This window comes from Isoptericola sp. Y581 (assembly GCF_059445475.1).
In genome coordinates this window covers 19,632-40,151 of record NZ_JCAIUK010000007.1, presented here as the reverse complement: position 1 = coordinate 40,151, position 20,520 = coordinate 19,632, and the positions used below count along the sequence as shown (strand labels likewise).

General features: G+C 74.5%; 21 protein-coding genes. 7 read left to right on the top strand and 14 right to left on the bottom strand.

Annotation, left to right across the window (positions count from 1 at the left end; genetic code table 11):
- Positions 1–3: 3 nt before the first annotated feature.
- Entirely contained in the window at positions 4–891 is an 888-nt protein-coding gene (locus tag AC1C2W_RS14005; protein ID WP_495389869.1) for an SIS domain-containing protein, read from the bottom strand.
- Positions 892–1,132: 241 nt separating this feature from the next.
- On the opposite strand from AC1C2W_RS14005, the gene AC1C2W_RS14000 reads away from it, so the two are divergent.
- On the top strand, positions 1,133–2,233 hold the full coding sequence (locus tag AC1C2W_RS14000) for an amidohydrolase family protein (protein ID WP_495413420.1): 1,101 nt from the start codon (positions 1,133–1,135) through the stop codon (positions 2,231–2,233).
- A gap of 3 nt (positions 2,234–2,236) precedes the next feature.
- Here AC1C2W_RS14000 and AC1C2W_RS13995 read toward each other — a convergent pair whose 3' ends face one another.
- The 4 genes from AC1C2W_RS13995 to AC1C2W_RS13980 are packed head-to-tail and all read right to left on the bottom strand — an operon-like array spanning position 2,237 to position 5,845.
- Positions 2,237–3,547, bottom strand: a complete 1,311-nt coding sequence (locus AC1C2W_RS13995; protein ID WP_495413419.1) for a hypothetical protein — start codon at positions 3,545–3,547, stop codon at positions 2,237–2,239.
- Positions 3,544–4,260: a hypothetical protein gene (locus AC1C2W_RS13990; protein WP_495413418.1), complete on the bottom strand. Its 717-nt coding sequence runs from the start codon at positions 4,258–4,260 to the stop codon at positions 3,544–3,546. The genes AC1C2W_RS13995 and AC1C2W_RS13990 overlap by 4 nt, the downstream gene beginning before the upstream one ends.
- Positions 4,261–4,262: 2 nt before the next feature.
- Positions 4,263–5,555: a putative T7SS-secreted protein gene (locus AC1C2W_RS13985; RefSeq protein ID WP_495389865.1), complete on the bottom strand. Its 1,293-nt coding sequence runs from the start codon at positions 5,553–5,555 to the stop codon at positions 4,263–4,265.
- Positions 5,555–5,845 (bottom strand): hypothetical protein, encoded by a 291-nt coding sequence (locus AC1C2W_RS13980; RefSeq protein WP_495389864.1) that lies wholly within the window; start codon positions 5,843–5,845, stop codon positions 5,555–5,557. The genes AC1C2W_RS13985 and AC1C2W_RS13980 overlap by 1 nt, the downstream gene beginning before the upstream one ends.
- 159 nt (positions 5,846–6,004) lie before the next feature.
- On the opposite strand from AC1C2W_RS13980, the gene AC1C2W_RS13975 reads away from it, so the two are divergent.
- From AC1C2W_RS13975 to AC1C2W_RS13960, 4 genes are all read left to right on the top strand, one after another.
- On the top strand, positions 6,005–6,931 hold the full coding sequence (locus AC1C2W_RS13975; RefSeq protein ID WP_495413417.1) for an aminoglycoside phosphotransferase family protein: 927 nt from the start codon (positions 6,005–6,007) through the stop codon (positions 6,929–6,931).
- 128 nt (positions 6,932–7,059) lie between these two features.
- Positions 7,060–7,308: a PspC domain-containing protein gene (locus AC1C2W_RS13970; RefSeq protein ID WP_495389862.1), complete on the top strand. Its 249-nt coding sequence runs from the start codon at positions 7,060–7,062 to the stop codon at positions 7,306–7,308.
- A gap of 66 nt (positions 7,309–7,374) precedes the next feature.
- Positions 7,375–7,899 (top strand): O-acetyl-ADP-ribose deacetylase, encoded by a 525-nt coding sequence (locus AC1C2W_RS13965; protein ID WP_495389861.1) that lies wholly within the window; start codon positions 7,375–7,377, stop codon positions 7,897–7,899.
- Between the two features lie 90 nt (positions 7,900–7,989).
- Positions 7,990–9,123: a DUF222 domain-containing protein gene (locus tag AC1C2W_RS13960; RefSeq protein WP_495413416.1), complete on the top strand. Its 1,134-nt coding sequence runs from the start codon at positions 7,990–7,992 to the stop codon at positions 9,121–9,123.
- Here AC1C2W_RS13960 and AC1C2W_RS13955 read toward each other — a convergent pair.
- Positions 9,069–9,977 (bottom strand): alcohol dehydrogenase catalytic domain-containing protein, encoded by a 909-nt coding sequence (locus AC1C2W_RS13955; protein ID WP_495389859.1) that lies wholly within the window; start codon positions 9,975–9,977, stop codon positions 9,069–9,071. The two genes, AC1C2W_RS13960 and AC1C2W_RS13955, sit on opposite strands and share 55 nt — an antisense overlap.
- A gap of 108 nt (positions 9,978–10,085) precedes the next feature.
- Here AC1C2W_RS13955 and AC1C2W_RS13950 point away from each other — a divergent pair, with 108 nt between their 5' ends.
- Positions 10,086–10,484: a winged helix-turn-helix transcriptional regulator gene (locus AC1C2W_RS13950; RefSeq protein ID WP_495389858.1), complete on the top strand. Its 399-nt coding sequence runs from the start codon at positions 10,086–10,088 to the stop codon at positions 10,482–10,484.
- Between the two features lie 9 nt (positions 10,485–10,493).
- On the opposite strand, the gene AC1C2W_RS13945 is transcribed toward AC1C2W_RS13950, so the two are convergent.
- The 3 genes from AC1C2W_RS13945 to AC1C2W_RS13935 form a co-directional block, all read right to left on the bottom strand.
- The gene (locus AC1C2W_RS13945) at positions 10,494–11,114 is read right to left on the bottom strand and encodes a TIGR03086 family metal-binding protein (protein ID WP_495413415.1); all 621 of its coding nucleotides are present in this window, start codon (positions 11,112–11,114) and stop codon (positions 10,494–10,496) included.
- 57 nt (positions 11,115–11,171) lie between these two features.
- Positions 11,172–11,594: a MarR family winged helix-turn-helix transcriptional regulator gene (locus tag AC1C2W_RS13940; protein ID WP_495389856.1), complete on the bottom strand. Its 423-nt coding sequence runs from the start codon at positions 11,592–11,594 to the stop codon at positions 11,172–11,174.
- 68 nt (positions 11,595–11,662) lie between these two features.
- A complete protein-coding gene (locus tag AC1C2W_RS13935) occupies positions 11,663–13,159 on the bottom strand; it encodes an APC family permease (RefSeq protein WP_495389855.1) in 1,497 nt (498 codons plus the stop codon).
- A gap of 199 nt (positions 13,160–13,358) precedes the next feature.
- Between AC1C2W_RS13935 and AC1C2W_RS13930 the strand changes: the two genes are divergently transcribed.
- Positions 13,359–14,564 (top strand): beta-ketoacyl-[acyl-carrier-protein] synthase family protein, encoded by a 1,206-nt coding sequence (locus AC1C2W_RS13930; protein ID WP_495389854.1) that lies wholly within the window; start codon positions 13,359–13,361, stop codon positions 14,562–14,564.
- Between the two features lie 32 nt (positions 14,565–14,596).
- Here AC1C2W_RS13930 and AC1C2W_RS13925 read toward each other — a convergent pair whose 3' ends face one another.
- From AC1C2W_RS13925 to AC1C2W_RS13905, 5 genes are all read right to left on the bottom strand, one after another.
- On the bottom strand, positions 14,597–16,420 hold the full coding sequence (locus AC1C2W_RS13925) for a tannase/feruloyl esterase family alpha/beta hydrolase (protein WP_495389853.1): 1,824 nt from the start codon (positions 16,418–16,420) through the stop codon (positions 14,597–14,599).
- Between the two features lie 53 nt (positions 16,421–16,473).
- Complete coding sequence (locus AC1C2W_RS13920; protein WP_495389852.1) at positions 16,474–17,502, bottom strand: amidohydrolase family protein; 1,029 nt, start codon at positions 17,500–17,502, stop codon at positions 16,474–16,476.
- Positions 17,499–18,509, bottom strand: a complete 1,011-nt coding sequence (locus AC1C2W_RS13915) for a VOC family protein (RefSeq protein ID WP_495413414.1) — start codon at positions 18,507–18,509, stop codon at positions 17,499–17,501. Before AC1C2W_RS13915 ends, AC1C2W_RS13920 begins: the two co-directional genes overlap by 4 nt.
- A 114-nt stretch (positions 18,510–18,623) precedes the next feature.
- Positions 18,624–19,727 carry a PrpF domain-containing protein gene (locus tag AC1C2W_RS13910; protein ID WP_495389850.1) on the bottom strand — a complete coding sequence of 368 codons (1,104 nt, stop codon included), beginning with the start codon at positions 19,725–19,727 and terminating at the stop codon, positions 18,624–18,626.
- The gene (locus AC1C2W_RS13905) at positions 19,724–20,464 is read right to left on the bottom strand and encodes a 4-carboxy-4-hydroxy-2-oxoadipate aldolase/oxaloacetate decarboxylase (protein ID WP_495389849.1); all 741 of its coding nucleotides are present in this window, start codon (positions 20,462–20,464) and stop codon (positions 19,724–19,726) included. Before AC1C2W_RS13905 ends, AC1C2W_RS13910 begins: the two co-directional genes overlap by 4 nt.
- Positions 20,465–20,520 lie beyond the last annotated feature (56 nt).

Below are 20,520 nucleotides of genomic sequence, written 5' to 3'. Positions count from 1 at the left end.
GGCTCAGCCGAGCACGACCGACCGGGTGAGGTGCCGCGGCGTGTCGGCGTCGAGGCCGCGGCTCGTGGCGAGCTCGACGGCGAGCCGCTGTGCCTGGACCAGCTGGACCAGGGGGTCGAGGGGTTCGTGGAGCACGGTCGCGCCGGTGCGCTCCACGTCGGCGACGAGCGCGTCGTCGGCGTCGCCGAAGAGGGTGACGAGGCTCGTGGGGCCGGCGACGGCGACGGGGCCGTGCCGGTAGTCGAGCGCGGGGTACGACTCCGACCACGCCTGCGCGGCCTCGCGCACCTTGAGCGCGGCCTCCTGCGCGAGGCCGTAGCCCCACGACCGGCCCAGGAAGACGAAGTGGTCGAAGCCGGCCGGGTCCACCGGCAGCGGCGCGGCGAGCGCGTCGGCCGCCTGAGCGACGACGGGGCCGAGGTCCTCGCCGAGGGCGGTGCGGGCGAGGGCGAGCACCGAGGTGGGGAACCTCGTCTGGACCACGGACTCCTCGTCCGCGAAGTCCAGCACGAGCGTCTCGTCGGCGGCCTCGGTGACCGGGGTGCCGGCCACGCCGACGACGGCCGCCTTCGTCGTGCCGGCGGGCACGGCCGCCAGCGCCTCGAGCACCTCGCTCGTGGTCCCGGAGCGGCTGATGACGACCACCCGGTCGTACACACGGGTCGGCGTCCACTCGGACGCGTAGGCCGCGTCGGTCTCCCCCTGCCCGGCGCGCTCGCGCAGCTGGGCGAGCGACTGGGCGACGAAGGCGCTGGTGCCGCAGCCGAGCACCAGGACCCGCTCGCCGGGACGGCCGAGCACGTGGCCTCCGGCGGGCGCGGCGGCGACCGCCTGGGCCCAGACCTCGGGCTGGCTGCGGATCTCACGCTCGGTGACGGTGCTGGTGCTCACGTGCGCATTCCTGTCGTCGTGCGACCGCCCGCAGCGGGTGCGGGAGGGACGGCGTCCCGGACCGGCGCCGTCGACGCCCATCGTGCTCGGCCGTTGCGCGCCAGTCAGCAAAACTGGTGAATTCGATCATTCCCACTGAGTGATTCGCGTAACGGATCGGCAACCTGCTCATGCGTGGACCATTCTCGGGGGCGTCCCGCGCACGTCGAGCACTTTCCGCACGCCTCCGAGGAGACCTCCCATGACCCACGCACCGGACCCGCTCGGGGCGGCTCCCGCCGCCCCCGTCGCCGTCCCGGACCTCCGACTCGTCGACTGGGCGCCGCGCCCGCAGGTGTCCGCGCCGGCCTCGCGGGTCACGCGCGCGGCGGTGCCCGCGATCGACGTCCACAACCACCTCGGGCGCTGGCTCACCCCCGACTGGTGCACGCCCGACGTCGTGGAGCTGCTCGCGATGATGGCCGCCGCGAACATCGAGACGGTCGTCAACCTCGACGGCCGATGGGGCGACGAGCTGGAGGCCAACCTCGACCGGTACGACCGCGCCCACCCCGGCCGCTTCCTCACCTTCTGCCAGCTGGACTGGTCCCTGCTGGGGCAGGACGGCGGGGAGCTCGAGCTCAAGGAGCAGCTGCGCGACTGCGCCGCGCGGGGTGCCCGGGGCCTCAAGGTGTGGAAGAACCTCGGGCTCACGGTCGTCGGGCCCGACGGCGCGCTCGTGCTCCCGGACGACCCCCGCGTGGTGGAGGTGCTCGAGCTCGCCGGCGAGCTCGGCCTCCCGGCGCTCGTGCACGTCGCCGACCCGAAGGCCTTCTTCGAGCCCCTGGACGCGCACAACGAGCGCTTCGACGAGCTCGCGGGCGAGCCGGACTGGTCGTTCGCTGACCGCGAGCACTACCCGTCGTTCGAGCGGCTCCTCGACGCGTTCGAGCGGCTGGTCGTCGCCACGCCGGGCACCCGATACATCGGCGCGCACGTCGGCTGCGTCGCCGAGGACCTCGACCACGTCGAGCGGCTGCTGCGGGCGGCGCCGAACCTGGTGGTCGACATCGCCGGCCGGCTCGCCGAGCTGGGCCGGCAGCCCCGGCGGTTCCGCCGGCTCGTCGAGGAGTTCCCCGACCGGGTCCTGTTCGGCACCGACGCGTTCCCCGTGACGAGCGACCAGCTCGAGGTGCACTTCCGGTTCCTCGAGACGGACGACGAGAGCTTCGACTACGCGCCCGGCGAGGACGTGCCGCCGCAGGGCCGGTGGCAGATCTCCGGGGCCGACCTGCCCGCCCGCCTGCTGCCCGGCCTGTACGCGGGGAACGCCCGGCGGGTGCTCGGGCTCGACGCGCTCTGACGCTCAGAGCACCCGCAGGCCGGCCGCCCCGGCCAGGCTGCGGGCCCGGCGGACGTCCGCGCACGACAGCGGCACCTGCGACCCGTCGGCCAGCACCAGCCAGTGCCGGCGGGCCGCGAACGTGTGGGAGGCGCCGCTGATCAGCGCGGCGCCGCCGAGCGCGACCGCCGGCCCGTCGGCCGGACGCAGCTCGGGCGCCTCGCCGAGGGCGAGTACCGCCGGGCCGGCGGGGACTGCGACCGGCCCCTGTGGCGGCACGTCGTCGCGCAGCACCCGGACGGCGACGTCCGTGCCGCGGGCACGCGCCCGTCCGGCCAGCACGCGCACGACGAAGCTGCCGTAGACCACGAGGATCGGCACGACGACGATCGCGATGCCGACCGACAACCCGTCGACGCCCGTCGTCGGGCCGGACGTCAACCGCGCGAGCACGACGACCAGGCCACCGGCCGCGACGGGCAGGAAGACGAGGTTGAGCCGCCGCCACCACGGTGCCTGCACCGCCGGCTCCTGGAGCCCGTGCAGCACGCGCCACCCGGTCCACCGGGCGCGGTCGTCGTTCTCCAGGCCGACCACGGCCCAGCCGTCGGCCAGGCGCCGCCATGCCCGGACCGACGCCGCAAGCCCGGCGACCAGCACCACCACCCCGGGCGCGAGGGCGGTGGCGCCGTCGCTCAGCGGCTCCTGGTCCAGGCCGACGGCGACGAGCAGCAGCCCGACGACCGCCATGATCGGGTAGAGGATCGCCCGCAGCGCGTCGAGGAGACCGGTGGCCCCGTCCACGGGCTTGACCCCGGGGTACCCCTCGAGCCCGCGCTCGCGCGCCCGGAAGTCGTGCATCTGCTCGGGATCGACCAGCCCGGGGCCGACGCCGGAGGCCGGGCGATTCCGTGCCGGCAGCGCCAACGCCTCGGGCCGTCGCAGCGCGAGGGCCCACGCCTGCCGCAGGCGCCGCGTCCGCACCCAGTCCCGCCGGTACCGGAACCACCAGGCGAGCGTCGCCAGCAGGACGACGGCGCCCACGACGAGGGACGCGACGTCGGCCCGCTCGCCGTCGGCGCCCTGCCCCAGCAGCACCAGGACGGGCCGGGTGGCCAGGGCGGCCCCGGCCAGGCAGCCCAGGAGGAGGAGGAGGCCCGCGAGCATGCGCCGCCCCCCGCCGTCGCGCCGCTGGGCGGCGCCGAGGTTTGCGGCGGCCACGTCGTACCAGTCGCCGAACGTCGCGGGCAGCGGCACCTCGCGGGGGAACGGGGGCAGCGGCGCGCGGCCGCGTCGTCGTCCCTGCGGCGGCGCCTCGGCCTCCTGCACCGTCACCCCGTCTCCTCGCCCTGCGCGTTCACGGGGACGATCTTCGCGGGCCCGGCCATCGCGGCGAGCAGCATGCCGACGGCCTGCACGTGATCCGGCTCGCTCGACCAACCCACGAGCACCAGGCCCAGGCCGCCGTCCGAAGGCGCCGTGACGACCACGGCCAGCCCGATCTCGCGCTGCCGCCCCGGCTCGACCTCCTGCGGCGCCGACGGGTCGCGCACGTCCACCGGATAGGTCACGGTCATGCCGAGGGCGGGCCCGATGCCGGTCTCGAACGACTCGGTGTACGCGGCGGACAGGTCGAAGCCCATCTTGGCCGCGACCACGCGCCGCACGACCTCGAGCAGGGACAGCGGCCCGTCGAACGCGTCGACCTGCCGCACGGAGCCCACGACGTTGACGAAGATCTCCTCGTCGATCGCCGTCGGGCCGCGGTACTCCTTGCCCTGGTAGACGAGGCCGTGCAGCAGCACGGACTGGCTGCTCCACACCTCGCGCCAGGCGCGCAGGCCCGCGAGGAGGAGGCCCGCGTCGTGGGCGGGCAGCTCGACGTCGACGGCGTCCAGCGCGCCGCGAATGACGCCGAGCGCCTCGTCCGGGGTCTGGGTCCCGGCGAGCTCGACCCAGTCCGAGGGCACGCGGACGTTGAGCTTCCACCGGGTGGGGTTGTCGACGTCGAGGGTGCCGGCGTCGAGGGTGCCGCTGTCCGTCATCATGCTCACCTGTTCTTGAGCTGGGTGCGCAGCAGCGCGCCCTCGCCGTCGGTCTTGCCCGCGGTGGCACCCCAGTCGGGCAGGATGCCGTTGTAGTCGTCGCCCTTGAGGTGCCCGAAGTCGCTGAACCAGTTGAGCGGCTCGGTGCCGAGGAAGATCCCCTGGTCGAACACGATGTCCGCCGAGCGCCACGCCAGCTCCGCGGCGGAGTCGATGCTCCCGCCCCGCGCCGCCATCGTGAAGAACCCGGGGAAGGCGCCGGTCGCCGCCCGGCCGACGCTGGACGCCGGGTTCATGAACTGGGCGAACGTCGGCGCGACGCGCCCCGCGGCCGTCGCCGAGGCGGACACCGCCTTGAACGTGGCCGTGAGGCCGCCGGCGCCGAGCGCCGTGCCGACCATCCCCACGATGACGCCGGGCGTGAAGCCGCCCGCGAACGACCCCGCCTGCCCCGCCGCGCTCAGGTACGCGGCGAGCGTGCCGACGCCGCCGGCCACGACGCTGACCAGGGCGAAGACCTGCGCGCCCGGGATCGGCAGCAGCGAGATGATGCCGGCCACGAGGCTGACGACGCCCATGATGTCGGAGATCAGGTCGAGCAGGCCCGCGTTCTCGGCCGCCCACTCGAGGATCATGTCGCCGAGGTCGCCGAACGCGTCGCCGAGGTCCTCGAAGCGGTCACCGACCCAGTCGACCGCCTGGTCGAACCACGACGGGTCGTCCGGCGCCATGGCCGCGGCGGTGTCGAAGTCCGCGAGGAGCGTCCGCGACGCCGCGCCGTACTCCTCGACCAGGGTCGTGATGCGCGACCACACGCCGTCGACGACGGCCTGGGTGTCGTCGACGGCGCCCTGCGCGGTGCCACGGGCGCGCTCGTCGTCCTGGTAGTCGTCCCACTCGTGCTGCGGTGCGTCGTCCTCGGGCCGGCGGCCGTCCGGCATGGAGTAGAGGTTCGACTCCGCCGAGCTCAGCGCGGCCTTGGCCTCGCCGAGCTCGCGGTTCAGCGTGTCCGCGCGCTCGCGGTAGCCCTCCAGGTGGTCCGCCCACGTCTCGAGCGCGGTCGCGGCCTTACGGAAGGCTTCCTCGGCCTCCACCACCTTCGGTTCGAAGCCGTCGTGCAGCATGCTGCGGAAGGCGATGGCGACCTCGCCCGCCCACTCGCCCTCGTCGACGCTGCCGAGCAGGAACTTCACGCGCTCGAGCGTCTCGTGCCCGCTGGTGAGGCCGGTGGCGAGCGTGCCCGTGACGGCGTGGTCGCCGGGCGCCGGGTCGTACCCGATGTACTCGTAGTGGACCATCACTCGCCCCCGAGCGCCGCAGCGAGGTCGGCGTCGATCTTGGCGAAGCCGTCGCGGATCTTCTGTAGCTGCTCCTTGGCGTTCCCCGTGGCCTCGCACATCTCGTCGATGCTGTGGTCCCACTTGTCCCGGAAGTGGGACACCTTCTCCACCAGCTCGGGCTCGCCGACGGCCGAAGCGTCGGCGCTCCGGATCGCGTCCAGCGGCTCGTACAGCCGGTCCTTCATCTGCCCCAGGTCGGCCTCGACCTGGGACAGGAACTCGTCGTTCATGACGATGTCGCCGGACATCAGCGGCCTCTTCCCCGGGCATCGGTGGTGGTGTGCGCAAGGCTTTCACATGCCAGGTCCAGGGACGAGGCCGGTCCATGGGGAGAACTCCCCACCCTCGTCGCAGGTGGCACCGCAATTCCCTGGCCTGGCCGCGGCGCGCTCCGTACGGTCGTGGGCATGCCCCTGCACGACGACGAGGTCCCGATCACCGCTGACGACGTCCGCCGTCTGGTGGCGTCGCAGCATCCGCAGTGGGCTTCGCGGCCGGTGCGCCCCGTGACCGAGTCCGGCACCGACCACCTGCTGTTCCGGCTCGGCGACGACCTCGTGGCCCGCATGCCCAAGGTCGCGTGGGCCGCCGCACAGGCTCGGAACGACGCGCGCTGGCTGCCGCGCCTCGCCCCGCACATGCCGCTGACGGTTCCGGCGCCGCTGGCGCTCGGCGAGCCCGACGGGGACTACCCGTTCCCCTGGTCGGTCGCGCCGTGGCTCCCTGGCGCCGCCGTCGTCGACCCGCTCGAGCCCGGCACGACGCCGAACCTCGACCCGGACGACGCCGCCGCCGACCTCGGGGCGTTCGTCGCCGCGCTGCGCGCGGTCGACCCGACCGACGGGCCCGTCAAGGAGGGCACCAGCCGCGGGGTGCCCCTCGCCCGCCTCGACGACGACGTCCGCGCCGCCACCGCCGCGTCCGGGGACCGCCTCGACGGACCCGTCGTCCTCAAGGCCTGGGACCGGGCCCTGGAGGCCGCCGCCGACCCGGTGCCCGGCGCCTGGCTGCACGGCGACCTCATGCCCGGCAACCTCATCTCGGACGGCAGCCGGCTCACCGCCGTCATCGACTGGGGCACGCTCGGCGTCGGCGACCCGGCGGCAGACCTGCCGCCCGCCTGGTGGCTCTTCTCCGGCCGCACGCGCGACGCGTTCCGCGAGGCGGCCGGCGCCGGACCCGGGGGCGACCTCGACGACGGCGCCTGGGAGCGCGGCCGCGGCTGGACCCTGGTGCAGGGCGTCATCGCCCTGCCGTACTACTGGGACCGCTGGCCTCAGTTCGCGCGGGCGTCGCAGCGCCGCGTGGCGGCCGCCGTCGCGGACCTCGACTGACCCCGTCTCGCGGGTTGAGCCCGCGCCGTCCTGAGCCTGTCGAAGGGTCGGGACCCCGGCCGTTCCTCAGGGTCGAACCGGGGGAGCACCCGATACCGGGTGCGCGGCGGCGCTCGTACGGTCGGAGCATGAGCACATCAACCTCGACCCCGTACGTCCAGCCCGCCCCCACCTCCCGGCACAAGCTGTTCCGGCCGAACTACGGCCGCGTGCTGGGCGGCGTCTGCGCCGGCCTGGCGGACTACCTCGGCTGGAGCCGCGGCCTGGTCCGCGTCCTCACCGTCGCGTCCATCCTCATCCCCGGCCCGCAGGTGCTGGCCTACATCGTGCTGTGGATCCTCATGCCCGACGAGGACAAGGCGCGCCGCACCGCCTGAGCACCGCAGCCGGCCCGACAAACCTCACCCGACAGGCACCCGACCAGACCCCGCCCAGGAGGAGCCGTGCGCGTCACCATCGAAGAGGGCGACATCACCACCGTCGCCGTGGACGCGATCGTCAACGCCGCGAACTCGTCGCTGCTGGGCGGCGGCGGGGTCGACGGCGCCATCCACGCCGCCGCGGGGCCACGGCTGCTGCAGGCGTGCCACGAGCTCCGGCGCACCACCCTGCCCGGGGGCCTGCCGGTGGGCGACGCCGTCGCGACGCCCGGGTTCGACCTGCCCGCCGCGTGGGTGATCCACACCGTCGGCCCGAACCGGCACCGCGGCCAGACCGACCCCGCGATGCTGGAGTCGTGCTTCACGCGGTCGCTCGACGTGGCGGCCGACCTGCGCGCCCGCACGGTCGCGTTCCCCGCCGTCGGCGCCGGCGTCTACGGCTGGGCGGCGGGCGACGTCGCGCGCGCCGCCGTCGAGGCCACCCGGGCGTGGGACGACGTGAACCCCGCCGCGCTGGACGAAGTCCGCTTCGTCCTCTTCAACGCCCCGGTGCGGGCGGCCTTCGAGGCGGCGTTCGCCTCCGTCTGACCTGCCGCTGTCTGACCTGCGGCGACGGTTGTCCACAGGCCATTGTCCGCAGCCTTGTCGGGGGTCGGCGACGACGCTAGGGTCGAACACATGTTCGACACCGACGCGACGCGCGACCCGCACGGCTCCGGGCCTTCCGTGCCCTCCGTGGCCAGGGCGTCGCTCGGGCACGTGTCGGCGGCGATCGACGACGTCGTGGCGATCCAGCGGCAGATCGACGAGCTCGAGGGTCGCAAGGTTGTCGCCGTCGAGCGGGCTCGGCGCACGGCCGCCCACGCGGAGGCTGCGCTGCTCGCCGACGACGACGTCGAGCTGAGCCGCGCGAGTGCCGAGCGGCGCCGTGAGCTCGCCCACCGGTCCTTCACGGCCGACCTCGCGACGGCGCTACGCCTGTCCGAGCAGGCCGCCGCCCACCTCCTCGACACGGCCCGCACCCTGGCCCAGCGCGACGGCACCGCGGGACGGGCCACCCTCGACGCGCTCTGCAGCGGCCGCGTCTCGCTGGCCCACGCCACCGCCGTCGCGGACACCCTGGCCGAGCTCCCGACGCGTGAGGCCCGCACGCTGGTCGAGGCCGCCGTCCTCCCCCGCGCCGTGACCTGCACCGTGCCCCAGCTACGCCGACACCTGCGTCGCGCGCGCGACCTCGCCCATCCGGAACCGCTCGTCGAGCGCCACCGCAGGGCCGCGGAGTCGCGAGCCGTCTACGTCGACCCGGGCGCCGACGGCATGGCCTGGCTCTCGGCCTACCTCCCCGCACCGAGCGCGCACGCCGCCTACGACCGGCTCACCCGCGCGGGCCGGCGCGCCCGGGAGGCCGGCGACCGACGCACGCTCGCGCAGCTCCGGGCGGACGCCGCCGCCGACCTGCTCCTCGCCGACGCCACGTCGGGACGGCAGGCGGAAAAGCCCGGCACACCGAGCCGCACCACACCGGACAGCAATCCACCGGGCAGGACCGCGCCGGGCAGCACCACACCGGACAGCACCACGCGGGACGGTGCCGTGAACCACGCCGTGCCCCCTGCGGTGCCGGACCTGGCGTACGTCGCGCGCCGCATCACGCCGACGGTGCGCGTGACGGTGCCGGTGCTGTCGCTGCTGGGGCGCTCCGAGGCCGCCGCCGAGCTGGACGGGCACGGGCCGATCGACGGGGCGGCACGATCGCGTCAGGGCACGATGAGCCAGCGGCCGCGCTGGCCGCCGGCGCCGACCTCGTCGTAGGCCCGTGCCGCGTCGTCCAGCGGCACGCGGCCGGCGACCCGCACCTCGAGCACGCCGTCCACGGCGAGCGCGAGCAGGTCGGCGAGCGCCGCGGGGTTGGGCTCGACGCCGACGGTGTGCACCGTGATCCCGCGCTCCGCGGCGACCGGGGCGCCGGGGGCCAGCCCCACGAACGTCCCGCCGTCGCGCACCGCGGCGAGCGCCGCCTCCAGCAGCACCGCGCCGTCGAGCACCGCGTCGAAGACTGGGCCGGAAGGCGCGCCCGGGAGCTCGGTCACCAGGTCGGCGCCGGCCCGCCCGACGAGCTCCGCGTCGGTGCCGCGGGCCAGCGCGGTGACCTTCCAGCCGGCGCGGGCGGCCAGGACGAGGGCATGCCCGCCGACGGCGCCGGCGCCGCCGGTGACGAGCAGGGTGCGCCCCTCGGCGGGGCCGAGCAGGTCGAGCGCCTGCCGGGCGGTGAGGGCGGTCACCGGGAGCGAGGCGGCCTCGACGAGGTCGAGGCCCTCGGGGACGCGGACGACGGCTCCGGCGGGCAGGACGGTCTCGTCGGCGTGGGTGCCGACGGTCGGCCGGAGCGCGAGCACGTGGAGGAAGCCGGCCACCCGGTCGCCGGGGGCCAGGCCGACGACGTCGGCGCCGGCCTCGATGACGGTGCCGCTGACGTCCCAGCCGAGCCCGAGGGGGTCGGGCAGCCCGAGCATGTCGCGCAGCGGGCCCCTCACCACCGTGACGTCGACGGGGTTGACCGCCGCGGCGGCGACGCGGAGCCGGACGTCGGCGGCGCCGAGCTCGGGCGGGGCGACCTCCTCGAGGACGGGCGCGTCGTGGGTGGAATAGGCGAGCAGTGCGGGCACGGGAACCTCCTGGTGGATGGTGTGTGTCGTGGTGCTGCCAGCATGCGGGCGGTACTCTCTCCCGGGAAGAAGGCACCCCTCAGTGGGGTACGTACCCGAAGGAGAGCCATGCCGACGATGACCGCGCAGGCACAGCGAGACGAGGCCAGGGTCGAGTTCGACGCCTTCCTGGCGGCGTGCCCGAGCCGACAGCTCCTCGACCGGCTCGCGGACAAGTGGGTCGCCCTCGTGATCAAGTCGCTGGCCGACGGCCCCAGGCGCTACTCCGAGGTGTCCCGGCAGCTCGCCGGGATCAGCCAGAAGATGCTCACGCAGACGCTCCGCGGCCTCGAGCGCGACGGCATCCTCACCCGCACGGTGACGGCCGCCGTCCCGGTGCGGGTCGACTACGAGCTCACGCCGCTGGGCGAGTCGCTCGGCGACATCCTCGGGCAGCTCAAGACCTGGGCCGAGCACCACATGCCCGAGGTCGGCCTCGCCCGCGACGACTACGACGCGAGGCAGTGACCGCGACGGTCAGCCGCGGTCGTCCGCGCGGCCGGACAGCAGGATGATCCGCTCGAGGACGCCGGGAGCAGGTTGGACGGCGTTGCGGGCGGAGGTGCGGACGGGCCCGAACGCCTTGCCGTCCCCGCGGGCCGAGTCCGGCACCTGTTCCATCCGCCGGAGCACGATGTCGGCGAGCCCCGGCGCGATCTCGCACTCGAGGCCGACCGCGCGGGCGAGGTCCCAGGTGTGGATGACGGTGTCGCACAGCTGCATGTCGTAGAGGTCACCGACGGTGCGCGGCCCCGGGACCCCGGCGACCGACCTCAGCACGGTGGCGTCCTGGGCCGTCGCGAAGGCACCCGCCATGAAGGCGGCGGAGCGACGGTAGGGCAGGTCCAGCCCGCCCCTGCTGCGGTCGGCGTCGCCCGACGCGTCGAGCAGGGGCGCGAGGTCGTCGGGCGCGTCGTGGCCGAGGCGCTGCTCGCTGACGGCGAGGCCGAAGCGGACGTTCTCCCCCAGCACGTGGTGGTAGAGGTCGGCGACGTCCCAGCCTGCACAGGGCGTGGGGAACCCGAGGTCGCCCGCTGTCACCTCCGACAGGTATGACGCGAACGTCTCGGTCGCGGTGTGCAGTGCGGATGTCTCCATCGGTCGACCCCTCTCAGGCTTCGATGCGCTCGACGACTTCGATGCGCGCGACCCGGCTCACGGGTTTCGGGCCAGGACGAGCTCGAGCAGGCTCTGCAGCGAGTCGCGGCTCCCGGCCGGAAGATGCGACATCAGGTCGTCCTCGAAGGCCCAGATGCCGGCGCGGATCTCGGCGGCCGTGCGGCGCCCCGTGGGCGTCACGTGGACCGCGTGGCTGCGCCGGTCGGCACCCGCGCGACGCTCGGCGAGCCCCCGGGCCTGGAGCAGGTCCAGGTCGTGGATGATCCGGTTCCTGCTGTAGCCGAGCTGGTCGGCGATCTGCGCCTGGCTGAGCCCCTCCTGCCTCGACGCGGTCGACAGGACGGCGTACTGCCACATCGAGAGGTCCGCGTCCTTCGCGCACCGCTCCTCGGCCCGCCGCAGGGCCCGGCTCACGGGGCCGAGCAGGCCGAGCAGGTCACGCCGATCATCGTCCGTCATCCCGCGAAGCTATCACTATTTGGTGACTATCATCATCTGGTGATAGCTCTGCGCCGCACGGCCGCGGATCAACGCTTCGGGAACCCCGCGCCGGGCTTGTCCTCGTCGAGCTCGCCCACGTCCTCGAAGTGGATCTGCCGGTGCCGCACCGCCCGGTTGTAGAGCCACGTGGCGAACGACAGCACCACGCCGAGGGCGACGAGCCCGCCCGCGATGACGTACTGCTCCTGCTGCTCCTCGCTGCGCGCCCAGGGCCCGGCGAGGTACGCGCAGGTGACGGCCCCGAGCAGCGCGACCCAGGCCTTGGTGCGGAAGTGCGCGTGCTGCACGGGCTTGCGGCGCAGCACCAGCAGCGCCACGTTCACCACGGCGAAGACGACCAGCAGCAGCAGCGACGTCGTGCCACCCAGCAGGCTGACGGCGTTGGCTCCGGACTCGCTACCGCTCGCGCGCACCACGTAGATGATCAGCCCGAACGAGATCAGCGTGGTCACGATGATCGACACCCACGGCGTGCGCCGCGTGCGGTGCACCTTGCCGAAGGCCTGGGGCAGCACCCCCTGGTGGGCCAGCCCGTACAGCAGCCGCGACGCCATGAGCATGTTGATCAGCGCCGAGTTCGCCACGGCGAACATGCCGATGAACGGGAAGATCGTGTCGAACGGCAGCCCCGGCGCGCCGGCCGCGACGACCTGGGTCAGCGCGGAGCCCTTGGAGTCGTCGGCCAGGTCCCCCACCGGCACCAGCGCCACGGCCGTGATCGCCACCAGCACGTAGATCAGGCCGGTGATCGACAGTCCGGTGAGCATGGTGCGCGGGAAGTCCTTCACCGGGTCCCGGCACTCCTCGGCCATGTTGACCGAGTCCTCGAAACCGACCATCGCGAAGAACGCCAGCGTGGTGGCGGCCGTGACCGCGAGGAAGACGCTCTTGTCGTCGGCGCTCTCGAAGATGACGACGCGGGAGAAGTCGGCCCGCCCCTGCGTCATCCCCCAGATGCCCACGAAGATCACCATGAGCAGGCCGGACAGCTCCACGAGGGTGAGCACCACGTTCGCCTTGACGCTCTCCCCGACACCGCGGAAGTTCACCAGCGCCACGAGCGTCATGAAGCCGAGCGCGATCCCGATCCGCCCGATGCCGCCCTCCTCCAGGCCCAGGCCGAAGCCGTCGCTGAGGAACCCGGCGAACGCGTTGGACGCCGTCGACGCCGAGGTGATGCCCGAGCTCATCACCATGAACGCGATGATGAACGTGACGAAGTGGATGCCGAATGCCTTGTGCGTGTACAGCGCGGCGCCGGCGGCCTGCGGATACTTGGTGACGAGCTCCAGGTACGAGAACGCGGTGAGGGTCGCCACCAGGAACGCGATGAGGAACGGCGCCCACGCCGCTCCGCCGACCTCGCCGGCCACCTGGCCCGTCAGCGCGTAGACGCCGGTGCCGAGGATGTCGCCCACGATGAACAGCAGCAGCAGCTTGCGCCCCATCACCCGCTTGAGCCCGTGGTCGGGCGCCGCAGCTTCTTCCGGCCCGGCGCCGGACTGGTCGATCGTCTGGCTCATGGCGACCTCCTGGATCGTCTTCCCGGCCCCCTCGCCTCGTTGCGCGGGGCACGGCCCGAGATCCATGGAACTCCTCGAATGCCTGACCTGCCTGGGCGACGCGCGGGGGAGCACGGCAGAGTGTGCGTCACGACGAGGACGTGCACGGGGTCTTGCGCAGTGCGGGAGCAGGGGGCGACCGGACTGAGGGGGAACTGACGTGCGACGAACAGTGGTCACGGGAGCGGGGGCGGTCACGCCCCTCGGGTTGACGGCGGAGGAGACCTGGCGCGGGCTGATGGCGGGCAGGACGGGGGTCGCCGGCATCGAGGACGACTGGGCGCGCGACCTGCCCGTCCGGTTCGCGGCGCGGGTGGACGACGGGTTCCTCCGGGCGCTCGACGCTCGGCGGGCGCGTCGCACCGACCGCGCCGAACAGTTGGCGCTGGTCGCTGGTCACGAGGCGTGGGCGTCGGCGGGATCGCCCGACGTGGACCGCGACCGGCTCGCGGTCGCCGTCGGCACGGCCAACGGCGGCATCGCGACCACCCTGGCGCAGAGTCGGGCGCTGGCCGACGGCGGCCCCCGCCGCGTCTCCCCGCACGCCGTCACGATGCTGATGTCCAACGGGCCGGCGGCCTGGCTGTCGATCGACCTGGGGGCGCGCGCGGGGGCGCGCTCCCCGGTGAGCGCGTGCGCCGCCGGGTCGGAGGCCCTCGCGACCGGCCGCGACCTGATCCGCACCGGACAGGCCGACGTCGTCGTGTGCGGCGGCGTCGAGGCGGGCGTGCTGCCGTTCTCCCTCGCCGCCTTCGCCCAGACCCGCGCCCTGTCCACCCGCAACGACGACCCGGCGCGCGCGTCGCGCCCGTTCGACGCCGACCGCGACGGCTTCGTCATGGGCGAGGGCGCGGTCCTGCTGGTGCTCGAGGCCGAGGAGCACGCCCGGGCGCGGGGCGCGACGGTGCTCGGCGCGCTCGACGGCGCCGCCGTGACGTCGGACGCGCACGACATCGTCGGCGGCGACCCCGCCAACCAGGCCCGCACGGTGCGGCTCGCGCTGCGCGACGCCGGGATCGACCCCGGCGACCTCGGGCTGGTGCACGCGCACGCGACCTCCACCCTGGCCGGCGACGTCAACGAGGCCGTCGCCCTGCGGGCCGCTCTGGGCGCACCGCCGCCGGTCACGGCGACGAAGGCGTCGACCGGGCACCTGCTCGGCGCGTCCGGCGCACTCGGCGCCCTGGTGGCGCTGCTCTCCCTGCGGCACGGCGTCGTGCCGCCCACGCTCAACCTCGATCACCCCGACCCGGCCGTCGACCTGGACGTCGTGACGACGCCCAGGCCGACGACGGCGCGGCACGCGCTCGTGGACGCCTTCGGGTTCGGCGGGCACAGCGCCGCGCTGGTGCTGTCGCGGGGGTGAACCGCGTCGGTCGAGCTAGCGCGACCGACGAGTCAGGCGTCCTTCGCCGTCAGCCAGGTGCGGTGCGGCCACAGGCGGAGGGCGCCGCCGTCCGCGGCGGCCCAGGTCTGGTAGCCGCTGGAGTACAGCCGCTGCCCGAGCCACCGGTAGCCGGGGCCGGGCTCCCGGCGCGGGGTGACGGCGACGAAGTTGGCCGCATCGTCGGTGCTGCCGGTGCCGTCGTAGCGCGCGACCTGCGGGTACGGGAAGACGGGCCGCGTGCGGACAACGGTGCCGTCGTCGTCGGTCAGTGCCGCCTCGATCCGCTCGGGCTCGGCGCCGCTCTCCACCCAGGCCATGACCGGGGTGAGCACGTCCGTCGAGCTCGGGCCGTCGCCGCCGCCACAGTGCGCCGCGCCGGGCAGCATGAAGAGCCGCGTGAAGGCGTCCACCCGGCGCTCCCCCATCGCGTCGTCCATGGCGTCGAAGTACGCCAGCGTGGACTGCGGCGAGATGTGCTGGTCGTTCCAGCCGTGCCAGAGCAGCAGCTTGCCGCCGTCGCGCCGGAAGTCGTTCAGGTCCGGGTCGAGGGCCGACATGTAGCTCGACGACTGCACCGTGTCCCAGAACCCGTCGCGCGTGAACCGCAGGTCGGAGAGCTGGAAGTCCGGGTCCTGCGCCTCCGGCCAGGCCAGGTACCGCAGGTAGGACAGGGCGAAGTTCTCGCTCTGCGAGTGGCCGTCCGCCGTGGCCGGCACGAACAGCGACCACTCGAGCTCGGACCCCCACTCGTGCGCGATCTCCGGCTCCAGCCGGGTCCTGCCGTCCTCGGTCACCGCGCCGTCGTGCAGGCGACGCACGACGGCGGCCTCCTCGGTGGACAGGCACGCCTCAGCCGCCGCCCCGTCGGCGCAGACCAGCGTCGCGGGGTCGAAGTCGCACCGGCGCGGGTCGTCGAGGACGCCGTCGGCGACCCCGTCGCTCGCGTCGCACGCGTCCAGCACCGCCTGGTGCACCAGCGGCAGCCGGTCGGCGAGCAGGACGAACCGGCCGTCGTCGTCCTGGTTGGCCAGCACGTTCCACGCGTGGTGGTAGGTGTTCTGCACGGCCATGTTGTTGGCGGGGGCGCCGGCGGCGATGCCGTCGAAGTCGTCCGGGTAGCGCTGCGCCTCCATGAGCGCCTCGCGGCCGCCGTCGGAGCAGCCGGTGAAGTACGAGTACGCGGGCGCGCGGCCATAGAACTCCGTGATGATCGCCTTCGCGACCTGCGAGGTGACGTGCACGCCGCGGTAGGCGAAGTCGATCTGCGCCTGTGCGTCGTCCACGGCCCACGACCCGTCGTTCTGGCCCTCGTGCCCCATGTCGGTGGTGGCGCTGGCGACGGTGCCGTCCTCCACGACCGGGCAGCCGTCGGCCTGGCCGAAGTTGATGTTCGCGCTGCCGCACAGCCCGCCGCACCCGGTCTGCACGTACCGCTGCGTCCACCCCTCGGTGGGGAGCCGCACGACGAACGTCACCGCCGGCTCCACCGTGCCGGTGACCTCGCAGTACGGCGGCGCGTCACCGTCGTCCCCGCCGTCGTCGACCAGCGTGGCGGACTCGACCGTCACCGCGGCGTCCGCCGGGTCGCCCGCGCCGTCAAGGTCGAGGTCGAGGCCGAGGGTCTCGTCGCACGACATCGCCGGCGGCAGCGCGGCCAGGTCGCGCAGGCCGTCCTCGGTCACGGCGGGACGGCCGCCGTGCCCGCCGCCATCCCCGCCGCCGTGACTGTTTCCGTGGCTGCTTCCGTGGCCGGCGACGGCGCCCGTCGCGCCGGTCAGGAGCAGCGCGGCTCCGGCGAGCGCCGCCAGCGCTGCGCGCGCGTGGTGTCTGGACATGATTTCTCCCTCGGTGGTGGTCGGCACGCGTCGTCGGGTGCCGTGGTGCGGGATCAGGTCGGTGCGGTCGTTCCGATGCGGTCAGATCGTGCGGAGAGGCGGGGGTAGACGCGCATGGCGTTGCCGGCGTAGACGGCGTCGCGCTGCGCGGCGGTGAGGGCGGCGGCGTCGACGTACCGGCGCGTGTCGTCGAAGGAGTGGCCCGTCGTGGGGTCGACGCCGCGCACGGCGCCCACGGCCTCGGAGCCGAACAGCACGTGGTCGGTACCGATGACGGACAGCAGCAGGTCGATGCCCGCCTGGTGGTATACGCAGGTGTCGAACCAGACGTTGCGCAGCACGTGCTCGGCGGGGTCCGGCTTGCCGAGCATGTCCGCGAGCCCGCGGTACCGGCCCCAGTGGTACGGCACCGCCCCGCCGCCGTGCGGGATCACGAGCCGCAGGGTGGGGAAGTCGGCGAACAGGTCGCCCTGGAGCAGCTGCATGAAGGCGGTGGTGTCGGCGTTGAGGTAGTGCGCTCCGGTGGCGTGGACGGCCGGGTTGGCGCTGGCCGAGACGTGGACCATGGCCGGCACGTCGAGCTCCGCCATCCGCTCGTACAACGGGTACCAGGAGCGGTCGGTGAGCGGGGGCGACCTCCAGTGCCCGCCGCTGGGGTCGGGGTTCAGGGTGCAGCCCACGAAGCCGGCCTCGACGCACCGCTCGAGCTCGGCGACGGCGGCGTCGATGCCCTCACCGGCCGCCTGCGGCAGCTGGCAGACCGGGGCGAACCGCCCGGGGAACAGCCCCGCCACGCGCGCGACGAGGTCGTTGCAGGCCCGGGACCACGCGACGCTCGTGCGCAGGTCGCCCTCGTGGTGCCCCATCGCCGACGCCCGGGGCGAGAACAGAGTGAGGTCGACGCCGCGCTGGTCGGCCAGCCGCAGCTGGTTCTCCCCGACGGTCTCGCGGATCTCGTCGTCGGAGATCCGCGGGTACGGCGGGGCCGACGCCCCGGCCCGCCAGGCCGCGAGCTGGTCCGTACGCCACCGTGCGTGCGCGGCCGGGGCGGTGGTGTAGTGCCCGTGGCAGTCGACGATCATCGCTGCTCCGGGACGTCCACGTCGAGGGCACGCGGCCGGTAGCGCCGGTCGTCGGTGCCCGGCGCGGCCGGGGTGCCGTGCGTGTGGAACGACTCGATCGTCTTCAGCCCCCACGCCTGCCCTCGGGCCCGCTCGGCCTCGGTCCACGTGATCACCGGCCAGTCCGGGGCGAGCACCAGGCGCGTCAGCGGGTTGCACAGCTCGATCCGGTTGCCGCCCGGCTCGAAGAGGTAGAGGAAGTACGTCTGCTGGATGGCGTGCTTGTGCGGACCCGTCTCGATCGGCACGCCGTGATCGAGGGCGAGGTCCGCGGCGCGCAGGATGTCGTCGCGGCTGTCGGGGGCGAACGCCAGGTGGTGCAGCCGCCCGCTCGAGCCGGTCCAGTCCTCCGTGTACACGACGTCGTACGACTTGTTGGTGAACGTGGTCCACCGCCCGGAGACATGCCCGTCGTCGAGCCGGATCTGCTCTGTCGCGCGGGCGCCGAGCAGGTCGGTGAAGAAGCCGGAACTGCGCTCGACGTCGGCCGCGAGGTAGTTCACGTGGTCGAGGCGGCGCACCGCCACGCCCCGGTTGGGCTTGGCCTGCGGCTGGTTCTTCAGCCCCGGCCGCAGGGCCTCGGGGGCCCGGTACCAGGCGGTGTCGTGGTAGATCCCCACCTCGTGCCCGTCCGGGTCGTGGGTGACGAACGTGCGCCCCGTGCCCGCGACGCCGTCCTGCCACTCGCCGTCGTGCCCCGCGGCGACCAGCGCGTCCACTCGCGCCGCGAGCGCCTCCGGGCTCGAGGCGCGCACCCCCACCCGCCCGATGCCGGCCGCGGGCGCCTGCTGCACGATCACGCTGGTCTGTTCGTAGTCGTCCCAGGTGCGCAGGTACGCCGCCCCGCCGGAGCGGGCGGTCTCGGTCATGCCGAGGATCTCGGTGCAGAACCAGACGGTCGCGTCCAGGTCCGGGGTGAGCAGCTGCGCGTACCCGAGGTGGGCGACGTCGCCGAAGATGCGGGTCAACGGGGCTCCTTCGATCGCGGGTCGGTGGGTCGGGGGGGTCGGCGGGCCGGCGGGCCGGCGGGCGCTGGCCGGCGGGCGCTGGCCGGCGGGCGCTGGCCGGCGGGCGCTGGCCGGTCAGGGGCCGGGATCGACGACGCCGTCCATGAGCAGGCGCGCCGTGCGCACGACGCGCACCGCCCCCGGCGTGCCGTCGTCGGCACTATCGGCAGCACTCTCGGCAGCACTGTCGACGTGCAGGTCGAGGTAGCCGGTGGGGTGCTCGACGCGCACCGCCACGGTGTCTGGCGCCGTGCCGGGCGAGGCGCCGGACGGCGGCCTCGCGACGTCGTGCGCCACGGTGCCGGGGAGCAGGGCGGCGGCCGCGACGCTCGCGCCGCCGAGCACGCCGATGGCCTCGTGCACGCGCTCGGGGATGAAGCTGCGCGTGCGAACGGTGCCGCCATCGGAGTGCTCGCTGGGAGCCGAGACGAGCACGACCTTGGGGGTGGTCGTGGTGGCGAGGGTGCCGGCCAGCCCCATCCGGCCGAACGCCTCCGCGCGCAGCGCCGCCACGCGCGCGGCGAGCGCGCCATCCGCCTCGAGGGCGGCCGGGGGCTCGTCGCCGGCCAGACCCAGGTCGGCCGCGCGCACCAGGACGGTCGGCATCCCGGCATCGATCAGCGTCGCATCGAGCCCCGCGACGCCCTCGACGACGGCGCCCGTGGGCAGGAGGGGCCGTCCCGAGGGCGCGACCTCGATCTCGACCGGCGCGGCGGGGCGCGGTACCCCGGCGATCCGGGTGTCGCCCTCGAACGTCACGCGGCGACCGGGCGTGCGGACCGTGACGGCGGCGACCGTGCCCGTGTTGACCATCCGCACCCGCACCCGCGTGGCGCCGTCCGCCGCCGGGACCAGTCCGCGCAGCAACGCGAACGGCGCCGCGGCGGCGAGCATGTTGCCGCACGTCTGCGACGTGGACACCACCGGCTCGCCCACCACCACCTGCAGGAACAGGTAGTCGACGTCCGCGGCGTCGTCGGGTGACAGGCCCACCACCGCGACCTTGCTGGTCAGCGGGTGCGCGCCCCCCAGGCCGTCCACCTGCCGCGGGTCAGGGCTGCCCATCGCACGCAGCAGCAGGTCGTCGCGCTCGGCCGGGTCGGCGGGCAGGTCCGACGCGAGCAGCACCAGCCCCTTGGACGTGCCGCCGCGCATGAGGGCGCCCGGCAGCCTGGTCACGACGCGCCACCCGCCTCGCCGGAACCGCGCCGGTCCGCCAGGAACTCGCCACGGTCGGCGTACCGCACGCCGAGATCGGCGAGCAGCGGCCGCAGCCCGTACCGGTCCAGCCCCAGCTCGCCGGCGGCGAAGGCGGTGCGCGTGGCCTCCTCCTTGGCGACACGAACCCGGGACGCCTCGAGGGCGCTCGCGGCGTCCGCGCGCGGCACCACGACCACCCCGTCGTCGTCGGCCACCACCACGTCCCCGGCGTCGATCACCTGCCCGGCCACGACCACCGGCAGGTTCACCGACCCCGGGGTCGCCTTGACCGTGCCCTGCGCGCTCACGTGCCGGGCCCAGGCGTGGAAGCCCATGGCGCGCAGCTCGGCCGTGTCACGCACGCCCGCGTCGATGACGAGCCCGACCACGCCCCGGTGCGCCAGCGCGGTGGCGAAGAGTTCGCCGAACATGCCGTGCGTCGACGGCGCGGCGGTCGCGACGACGAGCATGTCGCCGGGGCGGCACTGCTCCACGGCCGCGTGGATCATGAGGTTGTCGCCGGGCCAGCACAGCGCCGTGACGGCGGTGCCTGCCACGCGCGCCCCCTGCTGGACCGGTCGCAGGTCGGGGCCGAGGCTGCCCGCGCGGCCGATCGCCTCGTGCACGGTGGCGACGCCGAACCGGCCGAGCTCCGCCACCACGTCGAGGTCCGCGCGCGGGGGGTCCGTGAGGATCACGCGGCGTGCCACCGTCATCGGCCCGCCTCCTCGCCGTCATCGAGCAGCACCGGGTCGGCGAGGGCCGGGAGGGC